Genomic DNA, 15,674 nt, shown 5'->3' with positions numbered 1-15,674 from the left:
GATCGCGGAGGGGATTTCGCCACCGAGTCCGAGGCGTCGCGGCTGAAGCAGGCGCTCCTCGACCTCCGCCGGCGGGCCATCTCGGACCTGGTGTCGTTCCACGACGGGGTGCACGCGACGCAGGGTGACGGGACATCCATCGCCTGTCCGGAGGGCTTCTCGCCGTGGAAGGAGGAGCTCCTCCTGACGCTCCTGCCCACGCGCCTCCAGGGATTCTCGCGCGTCGAGGTCCTCCTGGGGCTCTACGCCGCTGAAGTCACACCCGGACGACCGCCAGGGGCTTGCCGGCTGCCGGCCTCAGTTCACCGGAGCGTCGGCCAGGGTGTCCGCCAGCCGCGCGCCCTCGGTGTTCAGCAGGCACTTCGCGAACAGGTAGAAGCGGTAGGCGTCCCGGAAGTTCGAGCCCAGCCCGAACGAGACGCGGATGGCGCCGCAGTTGCCCTTGTTGAGGATCTTGTCGTCGAAGGTCTTGCAGTCGAGGATCTTCTCCGTCTTGTCGAGCTCGCAGTGCTCCGCGCCGGCGGTGGTGTACGTGGCCTGCTGCACCGCGCCCAGGTTGCAGAAGCACCCGTTGCGCACGGTGATGCCGAAGGACTCGGCGGCCCGCTTGACCAGGGCGTGCGGGAAGACGGCGTTGTAGCAGTCGAAGAAGTTCAGCATGACCGTCGCCCCCTTGTGCTCGGGCGGCGGGCCGTAGATGCGGCAGAGCGGGGCCTGGGCCTTGATGTCGTGCCGCAGCTCCAACAGCCGCGTCTCCAGCCACCTGGCCAGCGCCGTCGACCGCGCGCGGAGCTCATCCAGCCCGAGCCGGGAGAGGAACTCGAACCCCTGGGCGATGGCGTGGAAGGACGCGTAGTTGGGCGTGCCGACCTCGAACCGCTTCCCGTCGTCACGGTGCAGCAGCCGGTCCGTGGGAGACCACGGGCCCGAGTAGTAGCACACCGCGCCGCCCGCGAAGGACGGCGGGGTCAGCTTGCGAAGCGAGGAGCGCCTGGCGATGAGGCACCCGGTCCCCGTCGGATGGCCGAACATCTTGTAGAACGAGACCGCGACGAAGTCCGGGTGATGCACCGAGCAGTCCAGCCGGGACTGGGGGACGAGCGCCGCCGCGTCGCACAGCACCATCGCGCCCTTCTCCTGCGCGAGCGGAATCCACTTCAAGTCATGCCTGGCGCCCGTGGCGTTGGACTGCGCCGGGTACGCGAGCAGATGCGGGTGCCCCGGGGCGAGCTTCTCGAGCGAGCGCCGCATCGAGCTGTCCAGAATCAAGAGCTCCTTGTCCAGCGGGATGTACTTCACCGAGGCGCCCTTGGACTTCGCGTACTCGCGCAGGCCGTGGACCGAGGTGTGGTTGTCCTTGGTGAGCAGGACCTCCGAGCCGCTCTCGAAGGGGAACGACTCCGCCACCAGGCGGATGGCGCCGCTGGCGTTGGGGGTGAAGATGATTTCGTATTCCTCCGGCGCACAGCGGAAGAACCGATAGATCTCCGCGCGGGCCTTCTCGAAGGCCGCGTCGGAGGACTTCGAGCCGGTGTGCGGGTTGCCGAGGATGGTGCTCTTGAGCACCTGATAGTCCTGCGTCAGGAGGCTCTCCGGGGCGAGCGTGCCGCCCACGTGGTCCAGGTACGCCTCCTGGAGGGCATCCAGGCGCGAGAACTCGGTGTCGCGCAGCGCCTCGACCTCGGCCTCGGGGTAGGTCGGGTGCTCGGCCAGGAAGGCGGCCTTCATCGCGTGGTAGGGGCGCAGCAGCTGAGCCTCCGCGAGCGGGAGCGGCCTGTCCGCGGGGCTCTCGACGAACTGGGGCGGCAGCTGTCGGAACGCGCTCAAGGCCGAGAAGTCGGGCCGGGGACTGGGGGCCACGGACTCCTTGCAGGCCTGGTCCACCTGGCCGCGCAGGAGCCAGGCCTTGACCTGGTAGTTCCGGGTGGGGACCTGCTCGTGGAACTCCCGGAGCATCGTGTCCAGGTACCCCTCCCGGGTGAGGGTGTCGCACTGGTTGAACTCCTCCAGGAGGATGCAGGCGTTGAAGAGGAACTCGCGGGTGTCCGGGTCGTCCAGATGGAAGGACAGGGGACATGAGGTCGCGACCTCGCTGACGCCCCGACAGAGCCCCTCGAGGGAGAAGGCGTGGGTGATGGCGGAGGGGTCGGTCAGGCTGAGGGCCGCGTCCATGATGGCCGAGGGCGTCCCGAAGTGCTTCTGGGATTGCCGCCGGGCCAGGTCGAACAGCTCGTTGTAGTGGAAGACGGTGCCGTAGAGCTTCCCGCCCGGACGCAGCACCCGCTTGAACTCCCGGGCGACGCGGGCCTTGTCCGGCGGGAACATCAGTCCGAAGCCGCAGACGATGATGTCGAAGCTGTTGTCCGCGAAGGGCATGTCCGCCATGTCCACGTCGGCGTGGAAGACGACGTCCCGTCGGAGCTCCTCACTGACCACCTTCCTCGCCATGTCGATGGCGATCTTCGACAGGTCCGTGGCGACCAGCCGCAAGCCCAGCGGCCGGGCCAGGTCCTCGTAGAGGTGGGTGGTGATGCGGCCCGTCCCACACGCGACCTCCAGGATGCTCGTCGGGGGAGCGTCCGGACGGATGTCCTTGCGAATCTCCCGGACGAGCAGCTCTCCATAGGGTTTGAAGAGCCGGGGGCCCAGGACACGCTCGTAGAACTCCATGAACGTGCTCAGGGACCACTTCTGCTCCGACACGGTCTTGCAGTGGTGCGGCGCGGTGCTGTGCATTGCGGGCTCCCAATGGCAGCCGGGGCGCGTGGCCGCCTTGTTGTGTTTGTATCTCATTGGGGTCCGGAAGGGTCAATGTCTGGCGGCGATGGTGGTGTGATGCCTCAGGGGATTGGTGGTATCCCCGGGGTGGGCTGTCTTCGGGGTGGCCCGCATGGATGTCATTGTGCGGGCCAGGAGCCCGCACGGTCAGGGCGTCGGCCGCAGTCTCGCCCGCAGTCGCGCGGTCTTCTGTCCGGTCCATCCCTGGGGGCGAAGCAATGCCAGCCATCCGTCGACGTGCTCGCCCGTATAGACGTGTCCGTAGCCGGGCGGCACGGCCATCCCCAGCGGCAGGTCGGCCGTCACCTGCCAGAACGTGACGAAGGGCAGCCACACCATCGCGTCCACGACGTCGTCACCGCGGGGCTCGCGCAGCCAGTCCGGCCGTCGCAAGAGCAATCGGGGGCTCCACCAGGTGATGGGGTCCGAGGGGTGCAGCAGATAGAGCACCCGAGCGTCTCCCCAGGGCGCCATGGCGGGGGGAATCTCTTCCCCGGGGCGCCGGCTGAAGCGGACGATGCGACCCTCGCGGTAGATGGGCTCCACCTCGGGGCTGCCGGCGTCGCGCTGGTCGGTGAACTCGCGGTACAGCGTGTTGAACTGGGGTGGGCCGACGAAGAGCGCGCCGTGGGTGCGATTGGCCAGGTCCCGCTCGCCGCTGAAGGCCGTCTCCCCGCCGTACGAGCCCAGGCTCTCCCCGAACACGAACAGCTTGGGGCGCCGGTCCTCGGGGAGCCGGGACCAGCGCTCGTAGACGGCGTCGAAGAGGGCCCGTCCCGCCTCGCGCGCCCGCTCCTGGTCCACCAGGACGGAGAGCCATGACCACAGATGCGAGTACTGCATGGAGACGATGGCCGAGTCGCCACCTGTCAGGAACTCGAAGGCCTCGACGGACTCGGGCACCACCCAGCCGCTGCCCGTCGTCGTCACGACCAGCAGGAAGTCGCGCTCGAAGCCGCCCGCGCGCTCCAGGTCACGGACGGCGAGCTCGGCGCGGCGCTCCGCATCCGGGGCGGACGCATGACCGGCATACACCCGGATGGGCTCCTTCGCGGGGGCACCATGGAACGCGGACAGCTCCTCCACCGAGGGGCCCTGGGCCACGAAGCTGCGGCCCTGGCGGCCCAGCGTCTCCCAGGGCACGAGGGAGTCGGGGCTCCCGGAGCGCAGCGGGCTTCGTGGCGCAGACACACCCTCGGCGGTCGTCGTGTCCTGGAGGGCCAGGGTGCGGTCCGCCAGGGAGATGAGCCCGTCCCACAGCACGCCGCTGAGGACCAGGAAGGTGAGCGTCGCCACCGCGAACCCGCTCGTCGCCCGGGCCGCGCGGGGGCCGATGTGGCGCGACAGGCGCGTGTTCAGTCGATGGGAGAGCGCGCGCAGCCCTCGGCCCGCACCGATGAGCAGGAGGAAGAGGAGCGCGGCGATGAAGGGCGCGAACAGGTAGCCCGCACGGCCTGGGTGGGGCATCCCCATCCGCTCCCGGATGCTCGCCTGCCAATGCCAGCCCAGCACCAGGGATGCGACCAGGGCCACGGCCGCCACCCCGAGGAACCCTCGCCAGGCCCGGGCGCTGGGTGTGCGCGGAGGTCGGTTGGCGAACTCCCGCCAGAGCCAGGCACCCGCCACCCCGAGCCCGTAGCCGATGACCGCGCTGATGCCGCTGACGAGCCCCTGGAAGGGGCCGCCGCGAGGCAGGAGCGAGGGGGTGAATGACAGACACGCGAACACCAGCGCGACCCACGCACCAGGCAGCGTGAAGTGGCGCCACCAGGCCATGGCCCGACTCCGGTGCCACCCCCCACGCGCGGATGCTGCTCGCGCGGGGCTTCCGATGAGGCGCTCCATGTGACCCCCGAAAGACAGACTCGCCCTGCTCGTCCCTGGGGAAGGGTAGGCGCGGAGGGCGCGGCCCACAGCGTGCGCTCGCCGCTCCTGCCCGGCGCGATGGATGGGGCGGGCGAGCCTCCGTGCACGCGCCCGCCGCGTCCCGGTGGCCCGATGCGCCTCGGGTCAGGCCGAGCGCAGCGCCTGGAGCGCGACCTCCCCCACCTGGAGGTCCTTTCTCAACCACCGCGCCATCGCCTCCGCCTGCTCCTGTCGGGTATGGCCGCACACGGCTTCCTGTCGCGCCGTGCCGTCGGCGGTGGCGACTTCGAGCGTGACGCGGTAGCGCGTCTTGTTCTTCGCGGACACCTGGGACTCGACACGCAGCGACAGCACGTCGTTCCACCGGACGTCGAGCCGCGCCTTGCGTCCCAGGATGGGCGGCAGCGAGAGCCTCCGCTCCCGGCGGTGGAGGCGGACCTCGTAGTGGCCGGCCTTCTTCCGGGCGTGGAGGTAGCGCCCGACGAGCAGTCCGCACGCGAAGACGACGACCCAGGCCGCCACGCCCGCGGCCAGGGGTGGGTTGACGCCCGCGAGGGTGCTCGTGAGCACGACGCAGAGCAGGGCGGAGGTCGCCATGGTGATGGCCGCCGAGGTGGCCGTGTCGGGTGCGTCGAGCACCACGCACTCGCTGCCGTCCTCCCGTGTGAAGGGGGACAGCAGCGGCGGCTCCCGCTTGAAGGACCCCACCACCAGCTTCAGCAGCCAGAGCGCCACCAGGTTGAAGGGAAGCAGTATCAGGAGCACGACCAGCTCCGTGCCCCCGAGACCCGCCTGGAGGACCGCCTCCGAGGGGTCGCCCGGCGCGTGGTGCACGGTGACGCGAGCCCCGACGGGGTACCGGGCGACCAGCGCCTGGGCCTCCTCGAGGTCCCCCGAGCGCGAGGTCATGATGCGGTACTTGTGGCCCTCGTGCCGTCGTCCGTCGACGGAGTACGTGTAGGTCAGCTCGAGGCCGTGCGTGGTGCTCTTGTTGCCGCGGACCGAGCGCACCTCGCTCGCGGTGATGGTGCCCTGCGCGGTGGGCCAGCTCGCGGACTGGGCCTGACGCCTCACGCTGGAGCCCGCCATGTAGTCGGCGAACCCGGTGATGGCCCACCACGGCAACGCGAACACGAGCAGCACGACGGAGGAGCCCACGCGAGCAAGCATGGCGCGAGTCTACTGGAGTCCTCCGGAATCAACGAGGCAGGGGGAGGCCGGCCGCCCGCGCCCGGCGACGTCTGGCGGCGGATTCCGACCGCTGGTCGGGAGCGTCGCCGCCGTGCTCGTGCAGAGGTGCCACCTTGTCAGGGCTTCACGCCGTGCTCATCGCCCGTCGAACCGGAGCCCCTCCATGTCCATCTCGATTCCCCGAACCTCGTACCGCGCCGCCGTCGGCCTCTCGCTCTTCGCCGTGTCCTGCCTCGTCTGGCTGAGCCTCGGTGTCGGCATCATCGGCTCTGACGGTGCGCGCGTGAACCTGCTCCATGGTGGGGTGGTGCTCATCGGCGTGGCCGGTTGCTTCATCACCCGGCTGCGCGCGGCCGGCATGGCGCGGACGCTGGTCGCGATGGCCGTCACCCAGGCCGTCATCGGCCTCGTCGCGGTGCTCGCGGGCTGGGGCTTGCCGTGGAGTCCTCCGGCCGAGGTGCTGGGGCTCACCGCGGGCTTCGTCTCGCTGTTCCTGGGGGCTGCCTGGTTGTTCCAGCGCGGCGCGGGTGGTCGCGCCGTGGCCTCGTGAGCACTCGGGGGCGCTTGCCAGGTCGCTCGACGTCGCGTCGCACGTCTGGGAGAGGTCCGGCGTGCGCCTCCAGGCCTGCTGGTGGCGCCAGAGGGTGATGGCCACCCGGCGCGCCGTGCGGTGGGCTCCGCCTGGACGAGAGCCCTGAGCCTCGGGAGGCACCATGTCGCGCCTGTTCAGGAGCCTGTGTCACCTCGGGTGGGCCGTCATGGTGTGGGTCGTGTGCGCGTGTGGCGAGAAGGCGTCGCTCGCCTCGCCGCACTGGCTGCCCGCCTTCACCGCGCCGATGCACCCGTCGGCCTCGGCCACGGTGGGAGGTGAGCTCGCCGGACCGAGCTTCCGCGACCAGACGGTGCGCATGTTCGTGCGGCCCACGCTGGCGGGCCCCCGGCTGCGGCTGGTGTTGAGCAACCAGTACGGTACGCAACCCTTGCAGGTCGCGTCGGTTCGCGTCGGGTTGAGGACTCAGGGCGTCTCCATCGACCCCTCGACGGACCGGCAGGTCCGCTTCGCCGGCACGGCGTCCGTCAGCATCCCTCCGGGGAGGACGGCCACCAGCGAGCCCGTGGAGCTCGCGGTCGATGGCCTGCGGGATGTGGCGGTGTCGCTCTACTTCCTGGAGCGCTCGGGGGCCGTGTCCTGGCACCTGGAGGGCACGCGGAGCACCTATGTCTCTGGCCGTGGCGACCACGCTGGGGCCGCGAGCTTCGTGCCCGCGCTCACCACGCGCAGCCTCTACTTCCTCACCGCGCTGCACGTCGACGCCGTGGCGGATGCGTCCCTGGTCGTGGCGTTCGGCGACTCCATCACCGATGGTGTGGGGACCACGGCGGACCAGGAGCGCACCTGGCCCGCGCGCCTGTCGCAACGCCTGAGGGCGCGAGGCGGACGCGCCGTGGGCGTGCTCAACGCGGGGCTGTCGGGCAACCGGCTGTTGGAGGACGGCTATGGCCCCAGCGGCTTGCGCCGCTTCGAGCGCGACGTGCTGACCCAGCGCGGCGTGAAGGCCGTCATCCTGCTGGAGGGAATCAACGACATCGGCCGCCCGGGGGCGGCATCCGGGGCCGAGCGCATCACCCAGGCCTACGAGCAGCTCATCCAGCGGGCGAGGGCCCGGGGCATGAAGGTGTATGGCGGGACGTTGACGCCGATGAAGGGTCATCCCTACTTCACGGCGGCGAACGAGGCCACGCGCGAGGCGGTGAACCAGTGGATTCGCACGGCGGGTCGGTTCGACGCGGTGATTGACTTCGAGGCCGTGCTGAGGGACCCGGCGGACCCCGACGCGATGCGAGCGACGCTGACGGTGGACGGACTGCACCCCAACGATGCGGGCCACGCGCTCGTGGCGGAGGCCGTGGACCTCCACCTGCTCGAGTGATGTGCCAGGGTACGGGAAAGTTCTCCTGTCGACGAATGCCGGACAGGCCTGACACGTCAAGTGCCCGCCCTGACGCGTCAAGTGTCTGGAGGGGGTTCGCAAATGCCTGTGTTTGCATTGGGGCCCGGCTCTGGCGTGCTGGCATGTCTTCTGCTCCGAGGGGCTCACCACCCCCAATGGAGGAATTCCAGATGAAGGTCGTGCAGCCCATCAATCCAGGCGGCAGCTACAACATCATCCAGACGGTCTACCGGCTCTCGCGGTTCTCCGGCCTGGGGGACCAGATCGAGGACACGGCCTCCAACATCGCGCTCGCGCTCGGGCCCATCATCGACAGCGCGTTGACCCAGAATGCGCAGCAGTTGGGCGTGTGGACGCGGGTGTGGGGTCCTTGTGTCTATCAAACGGACAAGGACTGCTCGGGGAAGGGGCGCGTGTCGAAGGTGGCCGACAACGTCATGTACGTGGCCTACAACGCGCAAGCGGACTGCTATGTCGTGGCGGTTGCTGGCACCAACGGGAATCGGGACACGACGTACAACTGGTACGACACGGACTGTCTGGACAACAACGTCTCGGTCACCGTGCCCTATCCGATGGGCATCACTCCGACGAACAGCACCAACCCCAGCCGCTCCAACATCGGGAACGTCTCCCAAGGGGCGGCCTGGGGGACCACGAATCTGCTGAACATGCTGGACCCGCGGACGAATCAGTCGCTGCAGACCTTCCTGGGGACGAAGGAGTCGTCCAAGTCGACGCTGGTCTTCACGGGGCACAGCCTGGGAGGCTCGCTCAGTCCGACGTTGGCTCGCTGGCTCTATCCGAGCATCTTCGATGTGAAGCGTTGGAACGACGTCTTCGTGCTGCCGACGGCCGCGCCGACGACGGGAGACCAGGGCTTCGTCAACTACTTCAGCGGGCTCTTCGTTCCGACGTACATCACCGGCATCGCGAATTATGGCTACTGGAACCAGGTCATCACGAACGTGTACGACGTGGTGCCGCATGGCTGGACCAACCTGATGAACGTCCAGCCGCACAGCGTGCAGAATGACGTCGTGTGGGATTACGTCAAGAACCAGTCCATCCAGACGCTCTACGGCCCCCTCACCGGTGTCTTCGGGCTCGACGCCAACCTCGCCTATGGGACCATCCACCCGCTGTACGAGCGGGTCCCGAACCCGAATCCCTACGTCAGGCTGCCTTCGCAGTTCTTCATGCCGTCGCCGCTGCCCGCCCAGCCGGCGGACTTCGCGGACTTCATGACGACGGTGGGGCAGCAGCACATCGACGCCTATGACGCCTTCTTCGGGGTGCCCGCCACCGTGGCCAGGCCGAAGGTGAGCCTCCTGAGCGCTTCACCCGGCGCGGGGACGAAGGTGGGCTCCGCAGCGGTGCGGAACATCGCCTGAGGTCGAGAAGGCGAGAGGCCCCCGTCGGTCAATCGGCGGGGGCCTGCTTCGAAAGCAGCGGCGCCAGCATCCCCACGCTGCGCGGCCCAGGTCTCCACGATGACGAGCATTCGCATGAGCGGGATGTGGCCCGGTCAAGGGGGGCGGTTGCCGTGGAGCTGGCTCGCGAGGGTGGGGACGTCCCGCGGGAGGGGGCGTAGCGACGCAGCGGCTGTCTCGCTCACCGTGCCCACGGGACAGGTGACCACGGGCAACCACCTGGAGTCAGAGCACTTGAACGAGGCTCAGGGACAGGAGCCCGTTGAGCGAGGACAGCCCTTCGGGCGAATCACAGGCCGCGAGGTCCGTGGAGACGAAAGTCGCGGTTCGTACCGAGGTGGCGCCCTCGAACTTCCCCGACAGGACGGTGCCGGTCTCCTCCGCGATGGCCACGGCCGGCTCGGAAGCCACCCGCACCTGCGTGCTGCGCAGGGTCGAGGTCTCGCCTGTATTCCAGGTCAGCGACAGCGTGGTGGAAGGCGTCTTGAGGAGGTTCGCGCAGGAGAGGCCCGGCTCGTTGAGCTGTCTCCAAGCGGTCGCCGAGGTCACCGGCGAGCCCAGGAGCGTGACGCAGTTGCTCAGGACGCCCGTCGAGGTGGTGACGACGTCCTGGGGTGTCCGTCGCAGCGGCGGGTCGAACGTCACCGTCACGGAGCCCACCGGACAGGTGACGAGCGTCGACAGGCCCTGCTCGACGGAGGCGGGCACCTCGCCCTCCGCGGAGCCGCCCTGATGCTCACCGCAGCCCACGTACAGCATCCCGGTCGAAACCACCGCAACGAGCCAGCCAGGCTTGACCATCGAGACCTCCAGAGTGGTTGCTCCACGAGGCTAGCGGCGCGCCCGACTCAGCGTCTCCGAAGCGGTCCGCGGCAGCGTTCGTCGCCTGACGATGGCCCTGTACGATGGTCCCATCTTCCCTGCATGGAGCAGCTGCTCCACCCCCCCCTCGCTCACCTCCTCCTCGCCTGTTCGAGGCACCAGGGGCGAAGGGCGACGCCCAGCGCTCTGTCAGCCCATCTCCACGCAGGGTGGACCTCAGGCGCGCCGTCCGAGGCCGTCCGAGAATCACGAACTCGGGTTCATCCGGCCACCGCGACGGCCTTGGCCTTCTGTTCCTCCAGCCAGGGGAGGTAGTGGCGCGCCATGAACTCCGGCTTGAAGTCGCGGTAGCTGCTGATGGCGCCGAGCCAGTGCGCGCCGCGGATGCACTGCCAGGCGGGGTCGAACTGGTACGGCAGGAAGCCCGCGCGCGCGCCTTGCGGATAGAGGTGGTGGTTGTTGTGCCACTCCCCGGTGATGAGGCCCGGCCAGCGCTGGTTGATGGACTGGTCGCGCCGGTTGAAGTCCACCCCGTCACGCCGACGGTCCTTCCCACCCCCGTGCCCGTCATAGTTGAACGTCCGCACGCCCACGACCCACACCCCGGACCAGCCGAAGAGCGCCAACGCCAGCGCGTGCCCGCCGAGCAGGAAGAACACGCCGTACCAGACTGCCCAGTTCGCCAGGAAGTGCGCCACCGTCCAGGCCGGGTGACAGAGTGAACCCCACTTCTGGTACTGCGCATGGCTGTTGAGGTGCACCCCCGTGTGCTCCATCAGCTTGCACAGCTGCGCGTAATCCCTGGCGTTCAAGTCCTTGCGGATACCCTGATGATTCGCGTCCGCCAGGAAGCAGTAGAGCCAGCCGGCCTTCGCGTTGTAGGGGTCGCCCGGCTGCTCCGACCTGGCGTGGTGCACGTGGTGGGAGATGACATAGGCCTCCTCCGAGATGGTCTTCACCACCAGGTTGCGGCACAGCTCCCGGAAGAAGGCGTTCTTGAACTTGAACGCACGGTGCGTGGCATAGCGGTGGAACCAGATGGTGCCGTGGGTGCCCAACACCACCATGCTGTAGACGAAGCCCGCCAGCAGCAGCCACACGCTGAAGTGATGGGTGAAGAAGAGCGCCAGCGGGATGCCGAACCCCAACGTCGTGGCCCACCCCGTCAGGGCCAGCCAGTTCTTACGGGTTCGTAGAATGTTCAGTCGGGAGAAGAATTCCGAGAGGATTTCCCGGTGGGTGGGCACATGGAGCGCGCCGTTCTTTTCGTAGCCGTAACTCGGAGGGTCGAGGATGCGATCCAGAAATGACATGAAATCCTGAGCAGGCTGCCGGACGCGTGGGAAAGCGTGAGTGTCTCATGAAACTCCGGCGGTCGTGCCAGGTGTCACCCGATATTTGATTTCGAGGGGCAGGCGCGAGCGTCGCGAGGGAGGAGACGCGCTCCCCGGCCTCGTGAAACGTGCCGGGGTGCCCTCCTCATCCTGCCGGTCCGCGATGACTCAGCCTCTTGCCTGGCGCGCGGCTGTCAGCGAGGGGTGGCCTCACCGGCTGCCCTCAATCTGGCCCGCGGCGCCATGCCCCGCGTCGATGGCCTGGCGGAAGATGCGGGCGACGAAGCGGGGCACCGCACCGCTGATGCCATCTTCCTGAGACAGCTGCACCAGCCGGGTGATGTCGTTGCCCGCCGTCTCCAGCGTGCTCTCGGGGTTGGCGTAGCCCGCGGTCTGGAGCTCCTTCGCCATGTGGCGGGCGTCCTGACCCAGAGTGGGAGCGAGCGCGTGCATCGTCCCGCCGAAGGCCGTCGCGTCCAGCTCCTCGGCGCGGCAGACGCGCGCGCCATGGGCAACGCCCATCCAGTGCGTGGCCAGATACGTCAGCACCGCCGAGAACATCGCGCAGGCGGCGCCTATCGCCTCGCCCATGTGAGCGTGCCGCCCAGGGCACGCAGGACGCCCTCATGTCGGCGCAGCACCTCGCGGGGGCCCGAGAGCACGATGGCGCCGTCCTCGGTGCCAGCCTGTCGAGGCAGGCGAGGACTGCCCCGCGGAGCAGGTCGATGTCCCGTCCGCGCGCCCAGGTCTCCAGGTCGCGAGCCTCCTTCCGTGTGCTGGAGCTGAGCTGCACGAACGTGCGCCCCGACAAGGCCGAGGTCACCTCCGGCACCTCGAGGATGGCGCGACCACCACCAGCGGGCTGGCCTCTACCGCCGCCGCCGCGCTGGGGCCACCACCGCCCCGGCTTGTCGCAGAAGCTCGGCGCGGCTCGCGGTGCGGCTCCAGACCGTCACCCGATGCCCGGCCCGGAGAAAGGCTCCCGCGAGAGCCGAGCCCATCTTGCCCAGTCCGATGACCGTCACGTCGCCGCGTGGATTGCTCATGTCGGCTGTCCCCGGGGGCGCTGCTTTGGATGCGTGCGTCTGTTATTTGGATGAATCGCGGCGCGGCACAAGTCCTTACAAAATTGTAAGTGCCGGACGAGGAGGAGACGGGAACATGGTGCGAAGGCAATCGGCCGCGGACTGCGACCTCGGTGTGGCGCGGGCCTTCATCGGAGGCAGGTGGAAGTCGGCCATCCTGTGCGAGCTGTACGCGGGGCCAGTGCGCTTCGGCGAGCTGCGACGTCGGGTGCGCGGCGTCAGCGAGAAGATCCTGTTCGAGCAGCTCTGGGAGCTGGAGGCCGCTGGCGTCGTCGGCCGCGCGGTGTTCGACGAGGTGCCGCCCAAGGAGGAGTATTCGCTCACGCCCACGGGCCTCACGCTCGCCCAGGCCGCCCACCCCCTGGTGGAGTGGGGATTGCGTCACGCGGCCCAGGTATCGGCCGAGCCGCACTGAGGACGTCTCCGGTCCGATTCGATTGAAGGCGGGAGTGCCGGCCCGCATATTGGGGGCGGACTCCACACAGGTGAATCATGGGACAGAGCACTGAATCCTCGAAGACTCCTCCGTTGGTCCTGACGAATCCGAAGGGGTTGTTCGACCCGGCGCCCTACGGCTTCTCGCACGTGGCGCAGGTGGCGGCCGGAACCCGGCTCATCTATCTGGCGGGGCAGGGCGGCGAGCGTGAGAGCGGCGCGCTGGAGCCCGACTTCCGCCTCCAGGTGAGGCAGGCGCTCCAGAATGTCCGCACGGCGCTGGCGTCGGTGGGAGCGGGCGTCGGCGACGTCGCCAAGCTCACGATGCTCGTGGTGGACCACACGGAGGAGAAGCTCCGCATCATCGGCCCCGAGCTGGACGCGGCCTGGGGGGATGGAATGAAGCCGACCTGTACGCTGATTCCCGTGCCCCGGCTGGCGCTGGACGGGATGCTCTTCGAAGTGGAGGCGGTCGCCGTCCTTCGGACCTGAGGAGCCGACGCTCCGGCTCGGGAGACCCTCGTGCGAGGCCGGCCTTCGTCGTCACGCTTGCCGATGGAGGGGGGGGCTCCACGGGCTCTCCTCGGTGACTCAGGGCCAGGGTTTGACGGGCGCGGCGAGAATCCGCCCGAGGGCTTCGTCCCGGGCGGCGTCATCGTCTTCCGTCAGTGCGCGCAGGAGCGTCAGTCGCTCATCCTGGTGCGCCAGGTCGTAGGCCCACAGGCCATGTCGCGTCATCAGCATCTCGGCGGCGTCGAGCAGCATCGACTCCCGAGGCCGCGTGCGGATGAGCCGCGCCAGACGCGCGCTGGCATCGCTCGATGGCGAGGCCCGGCGCAGCCCTTCCGTCGCGATGCCCTTGGCCCACGGGTCCTGGATTCGGGCCACGGTGTCCTCGAGCAGGTCCAGGGCCAGCGGTTCGCCCGTGAGCACGCCGAGCGCTGATGCGACCTCCAGGTCGAAGTACTCGCGCCTCGCTCCGGGCTTCCACGGCAGCGGGAGTGCTTCACGCAACAGTGTGACGGTGGCTGGTGTCGGGGCCAGGAGGGCCAGCGCCACGGGGGCCCGTTCCTCCCGCTCGGAGAGCAGCCGCGTCAACGTGGCGAGCACCTGGAGGTGCTCTTCCGGCGTGAGGTGTCGAAGGTTGCCCAGCGAGAACCCATCGGCACGCTCCCGTCCCTGGGCATCGACCTCCCGTAGGAACAACTCGTAGGCCGCCGTCATTCGCGAGCGCCTCCAGGGACTGCGTTCCGTCGACCCGAGGCCACGTCCACCACCGACAGCACGGCCCTGGCGTGGCCCTCGTGCAGGTCGTCTTCGGGGAAGACCTCCAGTTCCTGCTGGGGAGGGATGCCGCGTGCCTCGAACAGCTGCCCCTTCGGGTCGAGATAGCGCTCGTTGGAGAGCTCCACGCTCCATCCATTCGGGAGCGGCTTGACGAGCACGTCGGAGAGGGCGCCTCGGGTGGTGGTGCCCACGTGGGTGACATTCGGCAGCGCGCGCATGGCGAGGGTGAAGACTTCCCCGGCGCTCACGGTGATGTCGCTCGTCACCAGGTAGACAGGACCGGTGTAGCGCGGTCCGGAGGCGGGCTCGACGTGGAAGGCCTGGGGAGGCACGTCGGAGTTGAAGGGGACCTTGGTGTAGGCGAGCCGCCGGGTGTCGGTGAAGCGCGCGGCGATGGCTCGGGAGATGACGTCATGTCCGCCCCGGTTGTTGCTCACGTCGACGATGACGGCCCGTGCGCCCTGGAAGGATTGCAGCGCCGTGTCGAGCGCCTCGTCGAGGACCCGGAGTTCCTCGCGCGGCGGGACATCGTCCTCGTCGACATAGCCCCCCATCGTCACCACGTTGAGGTAGCCGACGTCGCCCACGAGCCCATGGATGACGCGCTTGTTCGCCACGTGGTGGCCCGCGCCCTTCAGCACCGTCTGGAGGATGCCGTCGCGGTAGGCGGCGAGCCAGGCGCGCTGGGCGTCCCGGGATGACTGTCCCGCCTTGCTCCCCTCGGCGTCCACGCGCTCCAGCGTCCGGGCCTCTCCCTCTGCGTGGCCGAGTGTCTCCCCATCCACCTCGGCGGCGATGCGGGTATGCGCGTCCCCGAGTCCCGTCGTCAGCGCCTGGAAGACTCCGAACAACGCACGGGGCTTTGTCGCGTCGGTGACCCTGGGGCGGAGCGCGGCGACACGGGCGCTGAAGTCCACGTGGCGCTCCGCGAAGAAGGCGTAGTGCTCCGTGAAGGTCGCGGCGAAGAGCTCGAACAGCCGCGGTGGCGTCCACTCGGTGTTCGCCGAGCACTCCGGGGGCAGGGCGGGGAGCCGCTCGAAGAGGTACCGCGTGTCGCCGGGGACGGCGCTGAGGGACAGGCTGTCGGGAGCCGAATCGGGCATCACGTGGACGAAGCCCGACAGCGCTCCGGGTTCTTCGCCGGGCTGCGGGTAGCAGCCGGCGGCTGTCGCATGGTGCAGCTTCAGGTCCTTCGCGGAGACGGTCAGGACGTGCCCATGGCCGCGCGAGCGCCAGACCCCCCGGGCTGCCTCCGCGGTGACGCCGTCCTGGACGAGGAGCACGGGCTCCGCCGAGGTGGAACGGACGCGCGAAGGGGAGGTGGCGCAGCCTGGAAGGCCCGCGACGAGCAGGAGGAAGACGGTGGATTTCACGAGGTGAGGGCGCACGAGGGTGCGGCCCACGCTAGACCAACTCCCGCCCGGGGATGCGCGTGTGGCCAGGGGCCTGGTCGTCTGCTGGCCCAGGTGGGAGTCCGTGGGTCTCCCACCT

13 protein-coding genes and 1 pseudogene are annotated in these 15,674 nt (G+C 69.1%); 5 read left to right on the top strand and 9 right to left on the bottom strand.

Annotation, left to right across the window (positions count from 1 at the left end; all coding sequences use genetic code 11):
* Positions 1-297: 297 nt before the first annotated feature.
* The 3 genes from OWM54_RS08005 to OWM54_RS07995 all read right to left on the bottom strand — a co-directional run bounded on the left by OWM54_RS08005 (position 298) and on the right by OWM54_RS07995 (position 5,814).
* A complete protein-coding gene (locus OWM54_RS08005; RefSeq protein WP_223748874.1) occupies positions 298-2,736 on the bottom strand; it encodes an aminotransferase class V-fold PLP-dependent enzyme in 2,439 nt (812 codons plus the stop codon).
* A 189-nt stretch (positions 2,737-2,925) separates the two neighbouring features.
* Complete coding sequence (locus tag OWM54_RS08000; RefSeq protein WP_267697106.1) at positions 2,926-4,554, bottom strand: alpha/beta hydrolase; 1,629 nt, start codon at positions 4,552-4,554, stop codon at positions 2,926-2,928.
* Positions 4,555-4,788: 234 nt separating this feature from the next.
* Positions 4,789-5,814: a DUF3592 domain-containing protein gene (locus OWM54_RS07995; RefSeq protein WP_267697105.1), complete on the bottom strand. Its 1,026-nt coding sequence runs from the start codon at positions 5,812-5,814 to the stop codon at positions 4,789-4,791.
* A 184-nt stretch (positions 5,815-5,998) separates the two neighbouring features.
* Between OWM54_RS07995 and OWM54_RS07990 the strand changes: the two genes are divergently transcribed.
* The 3 genes from OWM54_RS07990 (at position 5,999) to OWM54_RS07980 (ending at position 9,181) form a co-directional block, all read left to right on the top strand.
* A complete protein-coding gene (locus OWM54_RS07990) occupies positions 5,999-6,385 on the top strand; it encodes a hypothetical protein (RefSeq protein ID WP_223748877.1) in 387 nt (128 codons plus the stop codon).
* 163 nt (positions 6,386-6,548) lie between these two features.
* Positions 6,549-7,766 (top strand): SGNH/GDSL hydrolase family protein, encoded by a 1,218-nt coding sequence (locus tag OWM54_RS07985; protein WP_267697104.1) that lies wholly within the window; start codon positions 6,549-6,551, stop codon positions 7,764-7,766.
* Between the two features lie 191 nt (positions 7,767-7,957).
* Positions 7,958-9,181 (top strand): lipase family protein, encoded by a 1,224-nt coding sequence (locus OWM54_RS07980; RefSeq protein ID WP_267697103.1) that lies wholly within the window; start codon positions 7,958-7,960, stop codon positions 9,179-9,181.
* A 264-nt stretch (positions 9,182-9,445) separates the two neighbouring features.
* Here OWM54_RS07980 and OWM54_RS07975 read toward each other — a convergent pair whose 3' ends face one another.
* The 4 genes and pseudogenes from OWM54_RS07975 to OWM54_RS43360 all read right to left on the bottom strand — a co-directional run.
* Entirely contained in the window at positions 9,446-10,021 is a 576-nt protein-coding gene (locus tag OWM54_RS07975) for a hypothetical protein (RefSeq protein ID WP_223748880.1), read from the bottom strand.
* A gap of 281 nt (positions 10,022-10,302) precedes the next feature.
* Complete coding sequence (locus OWM54_RS07970) at positions 10,303-11,355, bottom strand: fatty acid desaturase (RefSeq protein WP_223748881.1); 1,053 nt, start codon at positions 11,353-11,355, stop codon at positions 10,303-10,305.
* A 231-nt stretch (positions 11,356-11,586) separates the two neighbouring features.
* Entirely contained in the window at positions 11,587-11,967 is a 381-nt protein-coding gene (locus tag OWM54_RS07965) for a hypothetical protein (RefSeq protein ID WP_267697102.1), read from the bottom strand.
* A gap of 278 nt (positions 11,968-12,245) precedes the next feature.
* Positions 12,246-12,431: pseudogene (locus OWM54_RS43360) on the bottom strand (NAD(P)-binding domain-containing protein); the annotation flags it as partial.
* Between the two features lie 106 nt (positions 12,432-12,537).
* Here OWM54_RS43360 and OWM54_RS07960 point away from each other — a divergent pair.
* Together OWM54_RS07960 and OWM54_RS07955 are read left to right on the top strand one after the other, a co-directional pair.
* Positions 12,538-12,876 (top strand): winged helix-turn-helix transcriptional regulator, encoded by a 339-nt coding sequence (locus OWM54_RS07960; protein WP_267697101.1) that lies wholly within the window; start codon positions 12,538-12,540, stop codon positions 12,874-12,876.
* Between the two features lie 77 nt (positions 12,877-12,953).
* The gene (locus OWM54_RS07955) at positions 12,954-13,388 is read left to right on the top strand and encodes a RidA family protein (protein ID WP_223785272.1); all 435 of its coding nucleotides are present in this window, start codon (positions 12,954-12,956) and stop codon (positions 13,386-13,388) included.
* A gap of 99 nt (positions 13,389-13,487) precedes the next feature.
* On the opposite strand, the gene OWM54_RS07950 is transcribed toward OWM54_RS07955, so the two are convergent.
* Both OWM54_RS07950 and OWM54_RS07945 read right to left on the bottom strand, forming a co-directional pair.
* Positions 13,488-14,120 (bottom strand): hypothetical protein, encoded by a 633-nt coding sequence (locus OWM54_RS07950; RefSeq protein WP_267697100.1) that lies wholly within the window; start codon positions 14,118-14,120, stop codon positions 13,488-13,490.
* Positions 14,117-15,586 (bottom strand): S41 family peptidase, encoded by a 1,470-nt coding sequence (locus OWM54_RS07945; RefSeq protein ID WP_267697099.1) that lies wholly within the window; start codon positions 15,584-15,586, stop codon positions 14,117-14,119. Before OWM54_RS07945 ends, OWM54_RS07950 begins: the two co-directional genes overlap by 4 nt.
* Between the last annotated feature and the right edge of the window lie 88 nt (positions 15,587-15,674).

Source organism: Myxococcus sp. MISCRS1 (genome assembly GCF_026626605.1).
Taxonomy (GTDB): Bacteria; Myxococcota; Myxococcia; order Myxococcales; family Myxococcaceae; genus Myxococcus; species Myxococcus fulvus.
The sequence above is the reverse complement of the archived record's forward strand: the minus strand, read 5'-3'. Positions and strand labels throughout refer to the sequence as shown.